Annotated in this window: 18 protein-coding genes; 13 read left to right on the top strand and 5 right to left on the bottom strand. The window is 61.3% G+C overall.

What is annotated here, in order from left to right:
• Positions 1-8: 8 nt before the first annotated feature.
• Positions 9-2,153 (bottom strand): ATP-dependent DNA helicase DinG, encoded by a 2,145-nt coding sequence (gene dinG, locus ACODSV_RS08455; RefSeq protein ID WP_024073871.1) that lies wholly within the window; start codon positions 2,151-2,153, stop codon positions 9-11.
• Positions 2,154-2,252: 99 nt separating this feature from the next.
• Here dinG and ACODSV_RS08450 point away from each other — a divergent pair, with 99 nt between their 5' ends.
• Entirely contained in the window at positions 2,253-2,717 is a 465-nt protein-coding gene (locus tag ACODSV_RS08450; RefSeq protein WP_150054373.1) for a CopD family protein, read from the top strand.
• 68 nt (positions 2,718-2,785) lie between these two features.
• Here the strand turns inward: ACODSV_RS08450 and ACODSV_RS08445 are convergent, their stop codons facing one another.
• Positions 2,786-3,544: a hypothetical protein gene (locus tag ACODSV_RS08445; protein ID WP_041160858.1), complete on the bottom strand. Its 759-nt coding sequence runs from the start codon at positions 3,542-3,544 to the stop codon at positions 2,786-2,788.
• 157 nt (positions 3,545-3,701) lie between these two features.
• Positions 3,702-4,397 (bottom strand): PA1041 family peptidoglycan-binding anchor lipoprotein, encoded by a 696-nt coding sequence (locus ACODSV_RS08440; protein WP_024073868.1) that lies wholly within the window; start codon positions 4,395-4,397, stop codon positions 3,702-3,704.
• A gap of 189 nt (positions 4,398-4,586) precedes the next feature.
• Between ACODSV_RS08440 and ACODSV_RS08435 the strand changes: the two genes are divergently transcribed.
• The 5 genes from ACODSV_RS08435 to ACODSV_RS08415 all read left to right on the top strand — a co-directional run bounded on the left by ACODSV_RS08435 (position 4,587) and on the right by ACODSV_RS08415 (position 7,265).
• Positions 4,587-5,084: a DUF6231 family protein gene (locus ACODSV_RS08435; protein ID WP_024073867.1), complete on the top strand. Its 498-nt coding sequence runs from the start codon at positions 4,587-4,589 to the stop codon at positions 5,082-5,084.
• Positions 5,085-5,088: 4 nt separating this feature from the next.
• Positions 5,089-5,559 carry a YchJ family protein gene (locus ACODSV_RS08430; RefSeq protein WP_024073866.1) on the top strand — a complete coding sequence of 157 codons (471 nt, stop codon included), beginning with the start codon at positions 5,089-5,091 and terminating at the stop codon, positions 5,557-5,559.
• 20 nt (positions 5,560-5,579) lie between these two features.
• A complete protein-coding gene (locus ACODSV_RS08425) occupies positions 5,580-6,062 on the top strand; it encodes an LEA/WHy family protein (RefSeq protein WP_024073865.1) in 483 nt (160 codons plus the stop codon).
• Entirely contained in the window at positions 6,059-6,259 is a 201-nt protein-coding gene (locus ACODSV_RS08420; protein WP_003189235.1) for an SEC-C metal-binding domain-containing protein, read from the top strand. Before ACODSV_RS08425 ends, ACODSV_RS08420 begins: the two co-directional genes overlap by 4 nt.
• Before the next feature lie 361 nt (positions 6,260-6,620).
• Entirely contained in the window at positions 6,621-7,265 is a 645-nt protein-coding gene (locus tag ACODSV_RS08415; protein WP_489046057.1) for a glutathione S-transferase N-terminal domain-containing protein, read from the top strand.
• A 226-nt stretch (positions 7,266-7,491) separates the two neighbouring features.
• Here ACODSV_RS08415 and ACODSV_RS08410 read toward each other — a convergent pair whose 3' ends face one another.
• Both ACODSV_RS08410 and ACODSV_RS08405 read right to left on the bottom strand, forming a co-directional pair.
• Positions 7,492-8,310, bottom strand: a complete 819-nt coding sequence (locus tag ACODSV_RS08410) for a helix-turn-helix transcriptional regulator (RefSeq protein WP_024073862.1) — start codon at positions 8,308-8,310, stop codon at positions 7,492-7,494.
• Between the two features lie 5 nt (positions 8,311-8,315).
• Positions 8,316-8,855: a kinase inhibitor gene (locus tag ACODSV_RS08405; RefSeq protein ID WP_150054374.1), complete on the bottom strand. Its 540-nt coding sequence runs from the start codon at positions 8,853-8,855 to the stop codon at positions 8,316-8,318.
• A gap of 602 nt (positions 8,856-9,457) precedes the next feature.
• Here ACODSV_RS08405 and ACODSV_RS08400 point away from each other — a divergent pair.
• The 7 genes from ACODSV_RS08400 to ACODSV_RS08370 all read left to right on the top strand — a co-directional run bounded on the left by ACODSV_RS08400 (position 9,458) and on the right by ACODSV_RS08370 (position 18,316).
• Positions 9,458-11,899, top strand: a complete 2,442-nt coding sequence (locus tag ACODSV_RS08400; protein ID WP_150095552.1) for a penicillin acylase family protein — start codon at positions 9,458-9,460, stop codon at positions 11,897-11,899.
• A gap of 135 nt (positions 11,900-12,034) precedes the next feature.
• Positions 12,035-13,039: a ligase-associated DNA damage response exonuclease gene (locus ACODSV_RS08395; RefSeq protein ID WP_024073859.1), complete on the top strand. Its 1,005-nt coding sequence runs from the start codon at positions 12,035-12,037 to the stop codon at positions 13,037-13,039.
• On the top strand, positions 13,036-14,670 hold the full coding sequence (locus ACODSV_RS08390) for an ATP-dependent DNA ligase (protein ID WP_024073858.1): 1,635 nt from the start codon (positions 13,036-13,038) through the stop codon (positions 14,668-14,670). The genes ACODSV_RS08395 and ACODSV_RS08390 overlap by 4 nt, the downstream gene beginning before the upstream one ends.
• Positions 14,671-14,915: 245 nt before the next feature.
• On the top strand, positions 14,916-15,695 hold the full coding sequence (locus ACODSV_RS08385) for a transporter substrate-binding domain-containing protein (RefSeq protein WP_024073857.1): 780 nt from the start codon (positions 14,916-14,918) through the stop codon (positions 15,693-15,695).
• A gap of 57 nt (positions 15,696-15,752) precedes the next feature.
• Positions 15,753-16,481 (top strand): ABC transporter permease, encoded by a 729-nt coding sequence (locus ACODSV_RS08380; protein ID WP_024073856.1) that lies wholly within the window; start codon positions 15,753-15,755, stop codon positions 16,479-16,481.
• Positions 16,478-17,188, top strand: a complete 711-nt coding sequence (locus ACODSV_RS08375) for an ABC transporter permease (RefSeq protein WP_024073855.1) — start codon at positions 16,478-16,480, stop codon at positions 17,186-17,188. The genes ACODSV_RS08380 and ACODSV_RS08375 overlap by 4 nt, the downstream gene beginning before the upstream one ends.
• A 9-nt stretch (positions 17,189-17,197) precedes the next feature.
• Positions 17,198-18,316 carry a succinylglutamate desuccinylase/aspartoacylase family protein gene (locus ACODSV_RS08370; protein ID WP_069075385.1) on the top strand — a complete coding sequence of 373 codons (1,119 nt, stop codon included), beginning with the start codon at positions 17,198-17,200 and terminating at the stop codon, positions 18,314-18,316.
• Positions 18,317-18,324: the final 8 nt, after the last annotated feature.

Below are 18,324 nucleotides of genomic sequence, written 5' to 3'. Positions count from 1 at the left end.
ACGGTGGCTTAAGAAATTTCGCGCCTGAATGGCGGCAACGCATTCAGGATGGCTTTGCCATAGCGCTGGGTAACCAGGCGCCGATCGAGCAACGTGATGGTGCCGCGGTCTTCTTCGGTACGCAGCAAGCGCCCGCAGGCCTGCACCAGCTTCAGTGAAGCATCCGGTACCGAGATTTCCATGAACGGGTTGCCGCCCCGCGCCTCGATCCACTCGGCCAAGGCAGCCTCGACCGGGTCATCCGGCACCGAGAACGGAATCTTGGCGATGACCACGTGCTCACAGTAGGCACCGGGCAAGTCCACGCCTTCGGCAAAACTGGCCAGGCCGAACAGCACGCTGGAATCCCCGCCATCGACCCGCGCCTTGTGCTTGTTCAGGGTTTCCTGCTTGGACAGGTTGCCCTGGATAAACACTTGCTTGCGCCAGTCGCGGTCGAGGCCATCGAACACGTCCTGCATCTGTTTGCGTGAGGAAAACAATACCAGGGTGCCGCGTGAACCCTCCACCAGGGACGGCAGGTCACGGATGATGGCGGCCGTGTGAGCCGGCGCATCCCGAGGGTCGGCCTTGAGGTCGGGCACGCGCAGCACGCCGGCGTCGGCATGATGAAACGGGCTCGGCACCACAGCAGTCACCGCCTTTTTCGGCAGGCCGGCGCGCATGCGGAAGCGGTCGAAGGTGCCCAGGGCGGTCAGCGTGGCCGAGGTTACCAGGCAGCCATACGCGACATTCCACAAGTTGCGGCGCAGCATTTCGGCAGCCAGGATCGGGCTGGCATTGACCTCGATATCGAACAGCGCGCCGCTTTCCGACAGGGTCAGCCAACGCGCCATGGGCGGGTTGTCTTCCGGGTCTTCGGCGGTAAACGCGGTCCACAACTCCCAGTTGCCCTGGGAACGGGACAGCAGGCTGCCGAACAGCGGGTACCATTCCTCGGCCTGGTTGCTGGCGATGCCGATATTCACCTCGCCGTCCATGCCCTCCTTGAGCAGGTCGGTCAGGCGGGTGAACAGGTCGGTCAGGCGCGAAAAGCCTTTCTTGAGCTCAACGCCCATTTCGCGCATGTGCTCGGGGATCAGCCCACCCACAAAACGATGGCGCGGGCGCTCTCGGCCCTCCACGTCTTCGCCAGGTTTAAAGTCGGCCACCTGTTCACAGGCGCTGAACATGAACTGCTGCTGGGTCTTGATCTCGCGCGCCAGCTCCGGCACCTGTTCGATCAGCTTGCCCAGGTCGCCGGGCAAGGGGTGCTGGGCGAGCAACTTGGTGAGGTTCTTGGCGGTGGTCTCCAGCCAGTCGGCGGTGGAGCGCAGGCGCGTGTAATGGGCGAAGTGGCCGATGGCCTTATCGGGCAGGTGGTGGCCTTCGTCGAATACGTAGAGCGTGTCGCGTGGGTCCGGCAGTACGGCGCCGCCGCCCAGGGCCAGGTCGGCCAGGACCATGTCGTGGTTGGTGACGATCACATCGACCTTGCCCATGCCTTCCCGTGCCTTATAGAAGGCGCACTGGCCGAAGTTCGGGCAATGGCGGTTGGTGCATTGGCTATGGTCGGTGGTCAGGCGCGCCCAATCGGCATCTTCCAGGGCGGTGGGCCAGCTGTCGCGGTCGCCGTCCCATTTATTGCCAGCCAATTTCTCGATCATGCTGGTAAACAGCTTCTGGCTGACTTCATCAACCTCGATCTTGAAGCCTTCTTCTTCAAACAGCGACGCCGTGGCGGTTTGCGCATGGCCTTCCTGCAACAGCACGTCGAGCTTGGACAGGCACATATAGCGGCCACGCCCCTTGGCCAGGGCGAAGGTGAAGTTCAGGCCGCTGTTGCGCATCAGGTCGGGCAGGTCTTTGTAGACAATCTGCTCCTGCAGGGCGACGGTGGCGGTGGCGATCACCAGGCGCTTGCCGGCGGCCTTGGCGGTCGGGATCGCGGCCAGGCTGTAGGCCACGGTCTTGCCGGTACCGGTGCCGGCTTCGACGGCCACGACCGCAGGCTCACCTTCGCGGCGACCTTCGTCGTCGGTGTCGATATCCCCGAGGACCTTGGCCACTTCGGCGATCATCAGGCGTTGGCCATAGCGCGGTTTCAAGCTCTTGGCTTCGAGAAAACGCGTATAGGCGCCCTGGATCGTGGTTTTGAGTTCAGTGCTGATCATGGATAGTCGGGCGCAAAAAACGCTGGATAAATTTTCAGTGGTTCGAATCGGCCGCTATCATACCCCGCTAATTAATCCCGCGCAGAACGGAGTACCACAATGACCGTCTTCAGCCTCGCCTACACCCTGCATGTATTGGCCGCCCTGATCTGGGTCGGCGGCATGTTTTTCGCCTGGATGATCCTGCGCCCCGCCGCTGTGGCGGCCCTTGAGGGCCCTGCCCGACTCAAGTTGTGGGCAAATGTGTTTCAACGTTTTTTCGTGTGGGTCTGGGTGGCGGTGCTGGTTTTGCCGATCAGCGGCGTTGGCCTGCTGCACCTGCGCTTCAGCGGGTTCGAGACCGCGCCGCGCTATGTGCAGGTGATGATGGGCTTGTATGTGGTGATGACCGCGCTGTTTATCCGCATCCAGGCGTTGAAGTTCCCGGAACTGCGCACGGCGGTAGCGGCTGAAGACTGGCCGGCGGGCGCGGCGGCGCTGGGGCAGATTCGCAAGTTGGTAGGGATCAATTTGATCGTGGGGTTGTTGCTGGTGGCGATTGCTTCGGCGCGGCCGATGTTCTGAGGCGACCTTCAACCTGGCTCGGGAGCAGGTCGGTGCGACGTGCTCCCGAGGGCGTCAGACCCGACGACTCAAAGTCGTTGGATGGTCACAGAGCCCGCAGGCCCAGCTGGCCCCGGCTGGCCTTCCAAACCTGGGCGGCCTTTTTCGCCGCCATCAGCGCGGTACACCAGGCAGCCCTTGGATTGCCCGCCCTTGCCAGGTTTACCCGCCGTACCGGCCAAGCCGCCCGGGCCACCATCGACCCAGACCTTGATCCGCTCGCTCGGAAAGTCCTGCGGCAGCTCGAGGCGTACTTGCGCTCCCGCTGCACCGGGAAGGCCGTCGCCGCCATTATCTCCATTGGCCCCCCGCCCGGCCGAACCCCAGGTACAACCCGGGTCTTCACCGTTGGCACCATCCAGGCCGGCATACCCTTGTGCACCCGCGCCGCCACGGGCATCCACCGACAATGTTTCAGCGGCCAGTGCATTGATACGCAAGGTCAGGTCGCGCCCGGCCTTGGCCGGTTTTTCATGAGTGCCAGGGGCACCGCGCGAGGTGATCTGGCTGCCGTGTTCCAACTGCGCCTGGCGCACTTGCAACTGCAACCCTGTGTTGCCCGGCGCGATGGTAATGCGCGCCTCACGGCCCAGGTGCAGTTGATCCACCGTGACCTGGCTGATCGTGGCCGGGATCAGCAAGGTGCCGTAATCCGCCACGTCCAGGCGCTCCAGTTGCAACACGCTGGTGCTGGAAGGCAGGCGCATCAACGAATTGGTTTCAACACTGACGCTCTGGGCCAGGGCAACGGGGCTGACCAACAGGGCCAACAGAAAAACCTTACGCATCATGGGGCTCCTGAGTGTTTTCAAATTTTTCTTTGGGCGCACAGTAACGACTTCTACAGGCGATTTGCCAGTGAAGGATCAAAAAACTTGAGAAAGGAGCGATTTCAACGAAGATCGCCAACAATGCCCCTGTGGAATCCCACAGGGGCAAGGGCTGTCAGCGGTTGATCTGGATTTCCACGCGGCGGTTCAATGCGCGGCCTTCAGCGGTTTTGTTGTCGGCCACCGGGTGGCTTTCACCCGCGCCGGTCACGGACACAAAGTTGCTGCGAGGCACGCCGGCACTGATCAGGTAGTCGGTGACCGAGCGCGCGCGTTTTTCCGAGAGTTTCTGGTTGTAGGCGTCTTTGCCGACGCTGTCGGTATGGCCGCTGACCCGCAGTTGGGCACTTGGGGCCTCCTTTTTCAGGCGAGTGGCGATGGTGTCGAGCTTGGTCTTGTCCGCAGCCGTCAATTTGGCCGAGTCGAACTGGAAGTGCACATCGCGAATCACGATGGTTTCTTCCTTGGCCACCACCACTTCCTCTACCACCGCCGCTGGCGGCGCAGGTGGGCAGCCATTGGCGTCGACCTGCACGCCCTTCGGAGTACCCGGGCACTTGTCACGGCTGTCCGGCACGCCATCGCCGTCTTCATCCGCGTCGCCATGAACCCAGCAATACGCGCCGGCCATGCCGCCGACCAGCAACGCGCCATAACCGGCGTAGGCCGAGCTTTCCGTCGCGCCAATCGCCGCGCCGGTCACGCCGCCGACAGCGGCACAGGTGGGCCAATCGGTTTTTTGCAAGCCTGCGCAACCTGTCAATACTCCGGTTAGCAGAACCAAAGGTAGAACTGTCCGCATGATGCTCATCTGATTTCTCCTGAGGGATCGGCGGGGGCCGATGGGTGGAGTAAAGACGGCTCTTTTCAACTGCGCCACTACGCCACGCCCCCGTATTCATTGAGGATCGCCGTACTCGTAGGACTTTTCGCTACCGCCCGCTCTAGGCCCGCACGCTCAGCCGCGCTAGTCTCTAGGGTCATGATGTGAGGATCTCTGATGACCGCTGGTATTTCTTCCCGTACGCCCCAGCAAGCGCTGGCCGCTTTGCTCGATCTGCACCAGCCCAAACGCCTGCTTTTGTTGGGCTCCAGCCAATTCCCGGCACTGGAGGCCTTTGAGGCGGCGCACCCAGACACCCAGGTGTTCATCGCACAGCCTGGGGCATTGCCCGCGGAACTGGCAGCGCAGCGTTTTGACCTGGCACTGGTGGTCGACTGCCTGGAGCACCTGTCAAAACCTCAAGGACTGACCCTGCTTGGCGGCATTCGTAACCTCAACGCAAGCCGCATCGCGGTACTGGTAGACCTGGCCGCCTGCGACTGGAAGGACACCGACTTCTTCTCCCTGGCCCTGCAGGCCGGCGAGCGCTTCCAGCGCCTTGATCAGGTTCTGACGTTGTTCACCTATGATCTGCTTGACTATAAACAGGTGCCGGACTGGCTCAACGCACGCTTCTGGGCCAACCCGGAAAACTTCGGAAAGTATTGGTGGTAACCCGATGAGTACATCCATATGTCCCTGCGGCAGCGGTAACCTGCTGGATGCCTGCTGCGGCCATTATCACGCTGGCCACCCGGCGCCCTGCGCGAGCGCCCTGATGCGCTCGCGCTACAGCGCCTACGTGCTGGGCCTGGTCGACTACCTGGTGAGCACCACATTGCCTGCGCAACAGGCCGGCCTGGACCGCGACGCCATCAGTGCCTGGAGCTTGCAGAGCACCTGGCTGGGCCTTGAGGTCGAAAGCTCCGAGGTATTCGGCGGCCAGCCGGAACACGCCTTTGTGACGTTTACCGCGCGCTGGCATGACAGCACCGGCGAACATAGCCACCGCGAGCAGTCTTCTTTCGTACAGAATGAGGGGCGCTGGTACTTCATCGACCCGACCGTGGACGTGAAGGCCGGGCGCAATGATGCCTGCCCGTGCGGCAGCGGGCAGAAGTTCAAGAAGTGCTGCGCCAGCTACCTCTAACCCCATGACAGGACAGCGCCATGCACCGGATGTACAGCTTAATGCTGGCGTTGACCCTCACTCTGACGGGCTGCGCCTCCTGGTTTGAAGACGACTCACCGCCGCCCCACGTCTCCCTGGTGAAAGTGGAGGTAGTACGGGCCAAGTTGCTTGAGCAGAAATTCAAGCTGTATTTCCGCGTGGACAATCGCGACGACGCAGACCTGACCGTGCGCGGCCTGATCTACAAGGTCACCCTGGGCGACTTTGTGCTGACCGAGGGCGAGTCCAATGAGTGGCTCACCGTACCGCCGCGCGGCCACGCGTTCTTCAAGGTGTCGGTGCGCACCAACCTATGGCCGCAGATACGCGATGTGGTGCAGATGCTGAAAAAACCCGACCAGCCCGTGCCTTATCGCCTGGACGGCGAGCTGAAAACCGGATTATTCATCGAGTATGACGTGCAGGTGGCCCACAATGGCGAGATAATACCCGGCGATTTTATTCCGGAGCGACATCGATGACTCAGCAACCCCATGTCCATGGTCCTGACTGCAACCACGATCACGATCATCATGATCACGACCACGGCCATGTCCACGGCCCGAACTGCGGCCACGCTCACCAGGAGCCAGTGCGCAATGCGTTGAAGGACGTTGGTCGCAACGATCCGTGCCCATGCGGCAGTGAGAAAAAATTCAAGAAGTGCCACGGGGCGTAAGCCGCGCGGTAGCCCCTAATGTGGGAGCAACTGTCCTGGTGGCTTTATTGAGTCACTCCCTGCGAGGGGCAGCAAAACTCCCACATGCTTGACGGCGCTCCAAGTCCAGGACTTGCGCTGGCACTGCAACCCCCTCCCCCCGTCTCCCGACGAATCAAGCTCCCCCCCATGTGCCCAGGCAATGGAGGCGCCCCCACGCTTTCAGCCGAAGGCTATGGTGTGCTGCGCGCAACCGCCACTGCGGGTGTGGGCAGACAGCACAGCCTGAAAGGCTTCTAACCTTAGACGTAAATGTTTCATTGAATTATGACCCGTCGATCATCACCTATACATGCAGGCATTCGCTCATTTGGAGAGCTTCATGATCGACCTGTATTACTGGACCACCCCTAACGGTCACAAAGTATCGCTGTTCCTGGAAGAAGCCGGGCTGCCCTACAAGGTGCACCCGATCAACATCGGCCAGGGCGACCAGTTCAAGCCTGGCTTCCTGAAGATCGCTCCCAACAACCGCATCCCGGCCATCGTCGACCAGAACCCGAACGACGGCGGCGCGCCGATTTCACTGTTTGAATCCGGTGCAATCCTGCTGTACCTCGCGGAAAAAACCGGCCAGTTCATTCCCCAGGACCTGCGCGGTCGCCAGGAAGTACTGCAATGGCTGTTCTGGCAAATGGGCGGGTTGGGGCCGATGGCGGGCCAGAACCATCACTTCAGCCAATTTGCACCGGAGAAGCTCCCCTACGCGATCAAGCGTTATGTGGATGAAACCGCGCGTTTGTATGGGGTACTGGATCGACGCCTGGCGGATCGTCCGTTCGTGGCGGGTGAGGCCTACAGCATTGCCGACATGGCCATTTACCCCTGGATCGTTTCCCACAAGTGGCAGAGCCAGCGGTTGGAAGATTTCCCACACGTTCATCGCTGGTTCAACAGTATCAAGGAACGCCCGGCAACCCTGCGCGCTTACGAACTGGTGCAAAAGGTCAACCCGCCCAAGTCCTGAGCATTATTCTTGAAACCCACCCGGTCACATGTGGGGGCCTGCCCCGGATAACCATGGGTATCCACGAAAGCTTTGTAGCAGCCGACGGTAAGCTGCTACAAAGTTTTGCCACTTCAGGCACGGGTACTTGGATTGCCCTGGCAACGAATCGGTGCAGTTGGAACGGCAAGCTGAGCAGGCGCTTCACTCGATTGGCGGGCTGTACGAAGCAGGGGAAGGAAAATGCTCAAATCGCCGCCCGCAATTCACGCGGTGACAGGCCATAGTGTGAGCGAAAGCGCACAGCAAAACGTGAGGCCGAGGCATAACCGCAGGCGCCGGCAATTTCACCGATCGGGCGAGAAGTTGTTTGCAACCGTTGTAATGCTGTCGACAGTCGAACACCCTCCAAAATATTCCTGAAACTATTACCCTCTTTCGCCAGTTGGCGGCGCAATGTCGACATACCCAGGTTCATGTGTTGTGCGATGCTCGCGACCGTCCAGTCTCTCTCCGGCCTGGCCATTACCAGTTGCTGCACACGTTCACACAGTGGATCGTTGCGCCCCATCAGCAGAGGCCCGACCTGGCCTCCAAGGCATAGGCTCAGAAGAACCGCTTCCCCATAATGTGTGCATAGTGCCTGTGGGGCGTTCCCATTGATGGCGGCCAACAACTGCTCCCATGCCTGGGTTGTGTGCCTGTCCAGAGGAACGCATAGATCGGTCTTCAGTGCACCGCGCCCGCTCATAATCTGCTGGCTATATCGGGTGCTGAAGTTACGTAATGTCGAGACGGGAAAGGTCACCGCATCGGCGATGTAGTGACCGTGAGGGCCAGGGAAGTTGGAGATACCAAGCTCGCGCCCGGCCGGCATCAGAATCAGATGCTGAGGCCCTGCGCGCATCTCCCGGTCATCCCATTGCAACAGTTTTTCCCCCTGTCGCACTCGACACAAGGTGGTCACGAACACCGGCACCCTTGGCAAGGTGAGGGGTTGTCGCGCCCGTATGACACATGCATCGATAATGTTTTCCCGGTGCTGTATGCCGTCACAAGGGCGCATCGTTCTTAACGTCCGTACGTTGAAGTAATGGTCGCTTTGGCCAGGACGTTGGCGTTGAGCATGTAACCTACCAAGGCTCCGCTGGCCTGGTTGTCGAGCGGTAGCTTATCGGCTTTCAATGCCCATACGGTGAATTGATAGCGATGGGGTTTATCTCCGACAGGTGGGCAAGCGCCACCGAACCCCGGCTGGCCATAATCGGTTCGCCCTTGTACGGCACCTGCGGGCAGGTTCACCCCTACACCTCTTGGCAAGCTATGGGTGGAAGCTGGCAGGTTAACCACCGTCCAATGCCACCAACCGCTACCGGTGGGTGCATCGGGATCGTAAACAGTGATCGCGTAGCTTTTAGTCCCCGCGGGGGCGTTTTGCCAGGAAAGCTCAGGAGACGTGTTGCCACCTTCGCACCCGAAGCCCTGGAACACTTCGCGACTGGTCAGCGGACGATTGTCAGCAATATCCCGGCTGGTCAGTACGAAATCGGCAGCGTATCCACTGAATGTCACTGCCATGGAAAGTGCAGGCAGGATTAATCTGATTTTCATCGCAACTCCATCTGAGTCCTAAAGTGAAGCTCGAGTCTAGGTTGAGCAAAGCGTGGTTACTGTGCCGAAACGCTCGATAACAGTGCCGAAATGCTCAATTGCTCTGGCTTTGGCTTTTGATCTTGATCTTAGGCGCCCCGTTAAACCACGCTGGCCGAACGCAGGCTTGAATCCGTGGGTAACCCGGCAGGACGCCGGGTTAGCCGTCCTGGGCCAGGGATGGCCCATGACGGCGGCCCACGGATTCAAGCCTGTGTTCGGGCACACCGAGCCTAGGCGAGGTGCCGAGTGGTGGGGCAAGAGCCCTTTTGGTTACTTTTGGCTGGGCCGGCATCCCGGGCTCTTTTCCAAAAGTGACCCGCTGTAAGAGCGGAACCCTAAGTCGCCGTTACCGCAGCAATGGATATGTCCCAATTCCCCCAACATCCTGGTCGGCCCAGAGGCCGCCATCGGGTGCAAGTCGAATCGTCACACCGCCCCTCCCACATTTGATTTGAACAGACTCAAGATCTGACGCTTTCCCCAAACTCCCGCTTGCGTCGTATCGCCGCGCTCACTAACGTAGCGCCTTTACTGACGCTACCCCCCGCAGGAGCTTTGCCATGGCCTCGCCAGCCCTCTCACATTTTCTTCCCCGGTTCGGCGTTGCCGCGGCAGTGGCCAGTGCCTTGGGCCTGGCCGGTTGCCAGCTCCAGAGCACCCAGGACACCCTGCCCCCCGTTGCCGGCGTGCAGCCGCTCAAGGGCCTCGCGCAGAACGTTTCGATACGCCGCAATGCCCAGGGCATGCCGCTGATTGAAAGCAACACCTTCCACGACGCACTGTTCAGCCTCGGCTATGTACACGCCAGCGACCGGATCACCCAGATGGTCACGCTGCGCCTGCTGGCCCAAGGCCGCCTGGCGGAAATGTCCGGTGCAGACGTGCTGGATGTCGACCGCTTCATGCGCGCGGTCAACCTCAGGAAAAGTGCGGGCGAGCTGTATAACGCCTCGTCGCCGCGCCTCAAGCGTTTCTTTGAAGTGTATGCCCGTGGCGTCAACGCCTACCTGTTCCGCTACCGCGACAAGCTGCCGCCGGACCTGGCCAAGACCGGCTACAAGCCCGAGTACTGGAAACCGGAAGATTCGGCGCTGTTGTTCTGCCTGCTGAATTTCAGCGAGGCAACCAACCTGCAGGAAGAACTGGCGTCCCTGGTACTCGCGCAGAAAGTCGGCGCCGACAAACTCGCCTGGCTCACCCCAAGCGCACCGGATGAACCGATCCCCCTGGCCGAAGCGGAGAAGCTCAAGGGCGTGAACCTCAGCCAGATCACCGGCCTGGCCGGGCTGGACACGGTCAGCCAGCAATTGAGCACACTCAATTCCCTGGCGGTGACGACTTCAAGCAACTGGGCCATCGGCCCGCAACGCAGCCGCAGCGGTAAAAGCCTACTGGCCAACGACCTCGCGGCCCAGCCGCAAGCGCCTTCGCCGTGGAACTACGTGCAGATCCGCGCCCCGAAATACCAGGCGGTCGGCGCATCGATCGCCGGTCTGCCAACTCTGTTGTCGGGGTTCAACGGCAAAGTCGCGTGGAGCATGAGCGCCGTCAAGGGCGACACCCAGGACCTGTTCCTGGAGAAGGTCAAACGCCAAGGCAGCGCGCTGTACTACGAGAACAACGGCAAATGGCTACCGGCTGGGGTGCGTAACGAAACCTTCTTCATCAAGGGCCAACGTTCGATTCGCGAAGTGGTGTACGAAACCCGCCACGGCGCCCTGCTTAACAGCAGCCAGGCACTGACCAGTGGTTTTGGCCTGGCCTTGCAAACCGCCGACTTCAAGGACGACAAAAGCCTGGACGCGTTCTTCGACCTGTCCCGTGCACAAAATGCCGGCAAAGCCTCGGACGCGACCCGCGAGATTCGCGCCATCGCCTTGAACATCGTGTTCGCCGACGCCAGCAACATTGGCTGGCAGGTCACAGGCCGCTTCCCCAACCGTCGCGAAGGCGAAGGCCTGTTGCCCTCGCCGGGCTGGGATGCGCGCTTCGACTGGGACGGTTACGCCGACGCCATGCTGCACCCGTACGACCAGGATCCGGCCCAGGGCTGGATCGGCACCGCCAACCAGCGCACCGCGCCGCGTGGCTATGGCATGCAATTGTCGAACTCGTGGGATGCGCCGGAGCGCAGCGAGCGCCTGGCGCAACTGGCCAATGCCGGCAAGCATGACAGCCGCAGCATGATTGCCATGCAATACGACCAGACCACCACGTTCGCCGCCAAGCTCAAGAACATGTTCCAGGCACCGGGCATGGCCCAGCCCCTGAAACAGGCGATCGATGCATTGCCAGCCGCTGAACAGGCCAAGGCGCGGGAAGCGCTGAATCGCCTGATGGCCTTTGACGGTCGCCTGGCCCCCACCTCCGCCGACGCGGCGATCTACGAGCTGTTCCTGCAGGAAAGCAGCAAACAGATCTTCCTCGACGAACTCGGCCCGGAAAACAGCGCAAGCTGGAAAGCCTTTGTCAGTAACGCCAGCTTGTCCTACGCCGCCCAGGCCGACCACCTGCTGGGCCGCGAAGACAGCCCGTTCTGGGATGACGTGCGCACCGCGCAAAAAGAAGACAAACCGGCGATCCTCGCCCGCAGCCTGGCCGCCGCGATCACGGCCGGCGACAGCCAGTTGGGTAGCGATCACAAGGCCTGGCAATGGGGCAAGCTGCACAGCACCACCTGGAAAAACACCAGCGGCCAAGTGATTCGCGGACCACTGGCGTCCGGTGGCGACCACACCACCTTGAACCCGGCACCGTACAGCTGGGGCCGGGATTTCAACACCACCCAGGTGCCGGCATTGCGCATGATCGTCGATTTCGGCCAGGCGGAACCGATGATGGGCCAGGGTGGCATTGGCCAGTCCGGCAACCCCGCCAGCCCCCACTACGCCAACGGCATCGACGCCGCGCTCAAGGCGCAATACCTGAGCTTCCCGATGCAGCCGCAGAACTTCGATAAGGTGTACGGGAAGGCCAGGTTGACCCTGACCCCAGGCAAGTAAACGCTTCAAAATGTGGGAGGGGCGGTGCGACGATGCGACTTGCCCCCTCCCACATTTGCCCCCCATGCATTCAGATAGAACTTCTGCGCTGCCCCCTGCCTCCTACTGATAAGCCCATTGCCCCCGGCACGCTCCATGGACCTTGTCATCGCCCGGCCCGAAGGCCTCTACTGCCCCGCCGGTGATTTCTACATCGACCCGTGGCGCCCGGTGGAACGCTCGGTCATTACCCACGCCCACGGCGACCACGCCCGAACCGGTAACCAGCACTACCTCGCCGCAGGTCCCGGCGAAGGCATCCTGCGCTCGCGCCTGGGCCAGGACATCAACCTGCAAACCCTGGCCTACGGCGAGCCACTGGTGCATCACGGCGTCACCTTGAGCTTCCACCCGGCCGGGCATGTGCTTGGGTCCGCCCAGGTACGCCTGGAATACCAGGGCGAAGTCTGGGTGGCGTCCGGCGACTATAAAGTCGAACCCGATGGCACCTGCGCGCCATTCGAGCCAGTGCGCTGCCACACCTTTATCACCGAATCCACTTTTGGCCTGCCGATCTACCGCTGGCAGCCCCAGGCGCAGATCTTTGCCGGCATCAATGATTGGTGGCAGGCCAATATCGCGGCCGGCAAGGCCAGCGTGTTGTTCTGTTATTCCTTCGGCAAGGCCCAACGCATCCTGCACGGCATCGACGCCAGCATCGGTCCGATCCTCAGCCACGGCGCAGTCGAACCGCTGAACCGGGTGTACCGCGAAGCCGGTATCTACATTCCCGAAACCCTTTACGCGGGCGACTTCAAAAAGACCGACCCGTTGCTGCGCCAAGCCCTGATCATCGCGCCGCCCTCCGCCGGCGGCAGTAGCTGGATACGCCGTTTTGGCGAATACAGCGATGCCTTCGCCAGCGGTTGGATGCGCCTGCGTGGTACACGGCGGCGGCGCGGGGTGGACCGGGGTTTTGTGCTGTCGGACCACGCCGACTGGCCCGGACTGTTGTGGGCCATTGAACAAACCGGCGCCGAACGGGTAATGGTCACCCATGGCTCCGTCGGCGTTCTGGTGCGCCACCTGCGGGAAAAAGGCCTGGACGCCCAGAGCTTCAGCACCGAATACGGAGATGACGAAGAAGAGACCACGCCATGAAAGCCTTTGCCGAGCTGTACGCCAACCTCGACGCCACCACCTCCAGCAACGCCAAGCTTGCCGCATTACAAGCCTACTTCCTGCAGGCCCCGCCCGAAGACGCCGCGTGGGCGGTGTATTTCCTGTCCGGCGGGCGTCCTCGGCAATTGGTACCCACCCGCCTGCTGCGAGACATGGCCACCGAAGCCTCAGGGATCGCCCCGTGGCTGTTTGAGGAAAGCTACCAATCGGTGGGTGACCTGGCCGAGACGATTTCGCTGTTATTGCCAGAATCGGCCTACACCTCCCATGACGGCCTGGCGGTGTGGATCGAAGAAAAGCTCCTGCCGCTGCGTGGCCTTTCGCCCCAGGACCTGGCCGAACGCTTACCCGCGTTGTGGGCGCAACTGGATCAACCGAGCCTGATGGTGTGCGTCAAGTTGATCACCGGCAGCTTTCGCGTGGGGGTGTCCAAGTTGCTGGTCACCCGCGCCCTCGCCGCCCTGGCTGATCTGGACAGCAAGCGCGTGGCCCAGCGCCTGGTGGGCTACACCGACCTGTCCAACCGGCCGACGGCCGAAGGCTACCTCAAGCTGATCGCCGCCGAATCGTCCGACGAACATGCCCAACGGGGCGGACAGCCCTATCCGTTTTTTCTCGCCCACGGACTGTCGCAGCCGGTCGAGCAATTCGACACCCTGCTCGGTTCGCCCGCCGACTGGCAGGTGGAATGGAAGTGGGACGGCATTCGCGCGCAACTGGTCAAGCGTGAGGGCCGCCTGTGGATCTGGTCCCGGGGTGAAGAACTGGTGACCGAGCGTTTTCCCGAACTGCACAGCCTGGCCAGCGGCCTGCCCGATGGCACGGTGATCGATGGTGAGATCGTGGTGTGGAAGGACGCGGTGCAACCGTTCGCGCTGCTGCAACAGCGCATTGGCCGCAAGACCTTGAGCAAAAAAGTGCTCGACGATGCTCCGGTCGCGGTCCTGGCCTACGACCTGCTGGAGCATCAGGGCGACGACTGGCGCAACCAACCCCAGGCGGCACGCCGCACCCAACTTGAACGGCTGATTACCCAGTGCAACCAACCCGTACTGCTGGCATCGCCCTTGCTGACGGGTACCACCTGGCAGGACCTCGCCCAGCAACGCGAAGCCTCCCGCCAGCTTGGGGTGGAAGGCATGATGCTCAAGGCGCGCGAAGGCCTGTACGGAGTAGGCCGCACCAAGGACATGGGCGTGTGGTGGAAGTGGAAAGTCGACCCGTTCAGCGTCGATGCGGTGTTGATCTATGCCCAGCGCGGCCATGGTCGACGCGCCAGCCTGTACAGCGACTACACCTTTGCAGTATGGGACGGCCCGGCCGGCAGCGAACGTACCTTGGTACCGTTCGCCAAGGCGTATTCAGGATTGACCGATGAAGAAATGCGCAAGGTCGACGCCATCGTGCGCAAGACCACTGTGGAGAAGTTCGGCCCGGTCAGCAGCGTAACGCCAAGCATGGTGTTCGAGTTGGGGTTCGAAGGCATTGCCCTGTCCAAGCGGCATAAGAGCGGGATAGCGGTGCGGTTCCCGCGGATGTTGCGCTGGCGCCAGGACAAGGCGGTGGATGAGGCGGATAACCTAGCCACCCTGCAGGACTTACTGGCCTGACGCAGAACACCTGTGGGAGCAAGCGCCCACCCACAATGGGATCTGCAAATGTTCCGAAATGGTGCGCTCAGTTTTCAATGCCCATTTTCGGGCATTTCCTATACTTATAACTCCCTCTTCCCACCTTTTAAAACGATCATTCGGAACTATGGTGCAGAAATTGCTACTTGTGATCCGTCTGACACCGTTCAGTAACAGTCCTAAACGCGCCACAAGCGCTTATCTTGGTTTCCAGGGATTACATAATGAAAAAAGCATTGCTGACCCTTTCTGCACTGGCTCTGTGCATGGCCGCCGGTACCGCGCTGGCCAAGGAATACAAGGAACTGCGTTTTGGTGTCGATCCTTCCTACGCGCCGTTCGAGTCCAAAGCTGCCGACGGCAGCCTGGTGGGCTTCGATATCGACCTGGGCAACGCGATCTGCGCCGAACTGAAAGTGAAGTGCAAGTGGGTCGAAAGTGATTTCGACGGCATGATTCCGGGCCTCAAAGCCAACAAGTTCGACGGTGTGATTTCCTCGATGACCGTCACCGAGGCCCGTATGAAGGCCATCGACTTCTCCAACGAGCTGTTCTCCGGCCCGACTTCGCTGGTCTTCAAGAAAGGCGCCGGCTACTCGACACCAGAGTCGCTCAAAGGCAAATCCGTGGGCTACGAGCAAGGCACCATCCAGGAAGCCTACGCCAAGGCCGTGCTGGATAAAGCCGGTGTAACCACCAAGGCCTACGCCAATCAGGACCAGGTTTACGCCGACCTGACCTCCGGTCGCCTCGACGCGTCCGTGCAGGACATGCTGCAAGCCGAACTGGGCTTCCTGAAGTCACCAGCCGGGGCGGGCTACGAAGTCAGCGCAGCCATCGATGACCCGTTGCTGCCGTCGAAAACCGCGGTCGGTATCAAAAAAGGTAACACTGAACTGAAGGCCCTTTTGGATAAAGGTATCAAAGCGTTACACGATGATGGCACCTACGCCACCATCCAGAAGAAACACTTTGGCGATCTGAACCTGTACAGCGGCAAATAATGCCTGGGGCGCCCCTTCGTTGAAGGGGCGCTTTTTTATCGCCATAGGTCCTGATTTATGTTCGAAGATCTGTTGCAAACCCTCGGGCTGAGCGCATTCAGCTTGAAGGGTTTCGGCCCGCTGTTGCTGCAAGGCACCTGGATGACCCTGAAGCTATCGGTGCTGTCGTTGGCCGTCAGCGTGTTGCTGGGCTTGCTCGGTGCCAGTGCCAAACTCTCCAGCCTGCCCTTCCTGCGCATCCCCGCCCAGCTCTACACCACCCTGATTCGCGGTGTACCCGACCTGGTCCTGATGCTGCTGATTTTCTACAGCCTGCAAACCTGGCTGACCGGTCTTACCGACTTCATGGAATGGGAATACATCGAGATCGACCCTTTCAGCGCCGGGGTGATCACCCTGGGCTTTATCTACGGTGCCTACTTCACCGAGACGTTTCGCGGTGCGATCCTCGCCGTCCCCCGCGGCCAATTGGAAGCCGCCACGGCTTATGGCCTCAAGCGCGGGCAACGTTTCCGCTATGTGACCTTCCCGCAGATGATGCGCTTTGCCCTGCCGGGTATCGGTAATAACTGGATGGTGATGCTCAAGGCCACCGCGCTGGTGTCGATCATCGGCCTGGCCGACCTGGTCAAGGCTGCCCAGGATGCCGGCAAGAGCACCTATCAACTGTTTTACTTCCTGGTGCTCGCTGCGCTGATCTACTTGCTGATCACCAGCGCGTCGAACTTTGTCCTGCGTCGTCTTGAACGTCGCTACTCCGCAGGCTCACGGGAGGCCGTGCGATGATCGAACTCTTGCAGCAATACTGGCGCCCCTTCCTTTACAGCGACGGCCAGCATATTACCGGCCTGGCCATGACCATGTGGCTGCTCAGCGCCTCGCTGGTCATCGGCTTCCTGGTGTCGATCCCGCTGTCCATCGCCCGGGTATCGCGCAACCCGCTGGTGCGCTGGCCGGTGCAGTTCTATACCTACCTGTTTCGGGGCACGCCGCTGTATATCCAACTGCTGATTTGCTACACCGGCATCTACAGCATTGCCGCCGTGCGCGCGCAACCGGTCCTCGATGCGTTCTTTCGCGATGCAATGAACTGCACCGTCCTGGCCTTCGCCCTGAACACCTGCGCCTACACCACGGAGATCTTCGCCGGGGCGATCCGCAGCATGGCCCACGGCGAAGTCGAAGCGGCCAAGGCTTATGGCCTCAGCGGCTGGAAGCTGTACGCCTATGTGATCATGCCGTCGGCGTTGCGTCGCTCGCTGCCCTACTACAGCAACGAAGTGATCCTGATGTTGCACTCGACCACAGTGGCCTTTACCGCGACGATCCCGGACATCCTGAAAGTCGCGCGGGACGCCAACTCGGCCACCTTCATGACCTTTCAATCTTTCGGCATCGCTGCGCTGATCTACCTGACCGTGACCTTTGCCCTGGTCGGTCTGTTTCGTCTGGCGGAGCGCCGCTGGCTGGCGTTTCTCGGGCCGAGCCACTAAGGAGCCTTCATGCGTCATCAGATTCATGAGCTGATCGCGCCAGTGCCCGGCACGGCGCGGCAGATTCACAGCTTTCATTTCGGCCCGGAGCAGGCCGAAGGCAAGATCTACATTCAGTCGTCGCTGCATGCCGACGAGCTGCCAGGCATGCTGGTGGCCTGGCACCTCAAGGTGCGCCTGGCGCAGCTGGCGGCGGCCGGCCGCTTGCGCAGCGAAGTCGTACTGGTGCCCATCGCCAACCCGGTGGGCCTGGAACAAGTGCTGATGGATATCCCGCTGGGCCGTTATGAACTGGAAAGCGGGCAGAACTTCAATCGCCTGTTCGTCGATCTCAGCGAAGACGTGGGCAACCAGGTCGAGGCCTTGCTGGGCGATGACCCGCGGCACAACGTCGAACTGATCCGCACTGCGCTGTCCACCGCGTTGGCCGCGCAAAACGCCGAGACCCAATTGCAATCCCAGCGCCTCGCACTGCAACGCCTGGCCTGCGATGCGGACATGGTGCTGGACCTGCATTGCGACTTCGAAGCCGTGGCGCACCTGTACACCACGCCAGAAGCCTGGCCACGGGTGGAGCCGCTGGCGCGCTATATCGGCTCAGAAGCCAATTTGCTGGCCACTGACTCCGGCGGACAGTCCTTCGATGAGTGTTTCACCCTGGTGTGGTGGCAGTTGCAGCAACGCTTTGGCGAACGCTTCCCGATTCCCATGGGCAGCTTTTCGGTGACGGTCGAGTTGCGCGGCCAAGGTGACGTCAACCACGGCCTGGCCCGCCTCGATTGCCAGGCGATCATCGACTACCTGATTCACTTCGGTGCGATCGACGGCGACGTCGCCCCGCTGCCCGACCTGCCCTACCCGGCCACGCCGCTGGCGGGCGTCGAGCCTGTGGCGACACCGGTGGGCGGCTTGCTGGTGTTCAGTGCCTTGCCGGGCGAATACCTGGAGGCCGGGCAACTGATTGCCGAAATCATCGACCCCATCACTGACCGCGTAACGCCGGTGCACTGCCAGCAGGCCGGCCTGCTTTACGCCCGTTCGCTGCGACGCATGGCCACTGCGGGGATGGTCATCGGCCATGTCGCAGGCTCAGAGGCCTACCGCAGCGGCTACCTACTTTCGCCTTGAGGATGCAT

The sequence above is a fragment of the Pseudomonas sp. FG86 genome (genome assembly GCF_057808775.1).
Note: the sequence above shows the minus strand (reverse complement) of the source record. Positions and strands in the feature narration are given on the sequence as shown.

What these genes read in the sequence shown, in the direction of transcription:
- ACODSV_RS08380 (WP_024073856.1), top strand. Translation starts at nt 15,753, where the DNA reads ATGTTCGAAGATCTGTTGCAAACCCTCGGGCTGAGCGCATTCAGCTTG.
- dinG (WP_024073871.1), bottom strand. Translation starts at nt 2,153, where the DNA reads ATGATCAGCACTGAACTCAAAACCACGATCCAGGGCGCCTATACGCGT.
- ACODSV_RS08450 (WP_150054373.1), top strand. Translation starts at nt 2,253, where the DNA reads ATGACCGTCTTCAGCCTCGCCTACACCCTGCATGTATTGGCCGCCCTG.
- ACODSV_RS08395 (WP_024073859.1), top strand. Translation starts at nt 12,035, where the DNA reads ATGGACCTTGTCATCGCCCGGCCCGAAGGCCTCTACTGCCCCGCCGGT.
- ACODSV_RS08390 (WP_024073858.1), top strand. Translation starts at nt 13,036, where the DNA reads ATGAAAGCCTTTGCCGAGCTGTACGCCAACCTCGACGCCACCACCTCC.
- ACODSV_RS08400 (WP_150095552.1), top strand. Translation starts at nt 9,458, where the DNA reads ATGGCCTCGCCAGCCCTCTCACATTTTCTTCCCCGGTTCGGCGTTGCC.
- ACODSV_RS08405 (WP_150054374.1), bottom strand. Translation starts at nt 8,855, where the DNA reads ATGAAAATCAGATTAATCCTGCCTGCACTTTCCATGGCAGTGACATTC.
- ACODSV_RS08370 (WP_069075385.1), top strand. Translation starts at nt 17,198, where the DNA reads ATGCGTCATCAGATTCATGAGCTGATCGCGCCAGTGCCCGGCACGGCG.
- ACODSV_RS08445 (WP_041160858.1), bottom strand. Translation starts at nt 3,544, where the DNA reads ATGCGTAAGGTTTTTCTGTTGGCCCTGTTGGTCAGCCCCGTTGCCCTG.
- ACODSV_RS08425 (WP_024073865.1), top strand. Translation starts at nt 5,580, where the DNA reads ATGCACCGGATGTACAGCTTAATGCTGGCGTTGACCCTCACTCTGACG.
- ACODSV_RS08440 (WP_024073868.1), bottom strand. Translation starts at nt 4,397, where the DNA reads ATGAGCATCATGCGGACAGTTCTACCTTTGGTTCTGCTAACCGGAGTA.
- ACODSV_RS08410 (WP_024073862.1), bottom strand. Translation starts at nt 8,310, where the DNA reads ATGCGCCCTTGTGACGGCATACAGCACCGGGAAAACATTATCGATGCA.
- ACODSV_RS08385 (WP_024073857.1), top strand. Translation starts at nt 14,916, where the DNA reads ATGAAAAAAGCATTGCTGACCCTTTCTGCACTGGCTCTGTGCATGGCC.
- ACODSV_RS08420 (WP_003189235.1), top strand. Translation starts at nt 6,059, where the DNA reads ATGACTCAGCAACCCCATGTCCATGGTCCTGACTGCAACCACGATCAC.
- ACODSV_RS08435 (WP_024073867.1), top strand. Translation starts at nt 4,587, where the DNA reads ATGACCGCTGGTATTTCTTCCCGTACGCCCCAGCAAGCGCTGGCCGCT.
- ACODSV_RS08415 (WP_489046057.1), top strand. Translation starts at nt 6,621, where the DNA reads ATGATCGACCTGTATTACTGGACCACCCCTAACGGTCACAAAGTATCG.
- ACODSV_RS08430 (WP_024073866.1), top strand. Translation starts at nt 5,089, where the DNA reads ATGAGTACATCCATATGTCCCTGCGGCAGCGGTAACCTGCTGGATGCC.
- ACODSV_RS08375 (WP_024073855.1), top strand. Translation starts at nt 16,478, where the DNA reads ATGATCGAACTCTTGCAGCAATACTGGCGCCCCTTCCTTTACAGCGAC.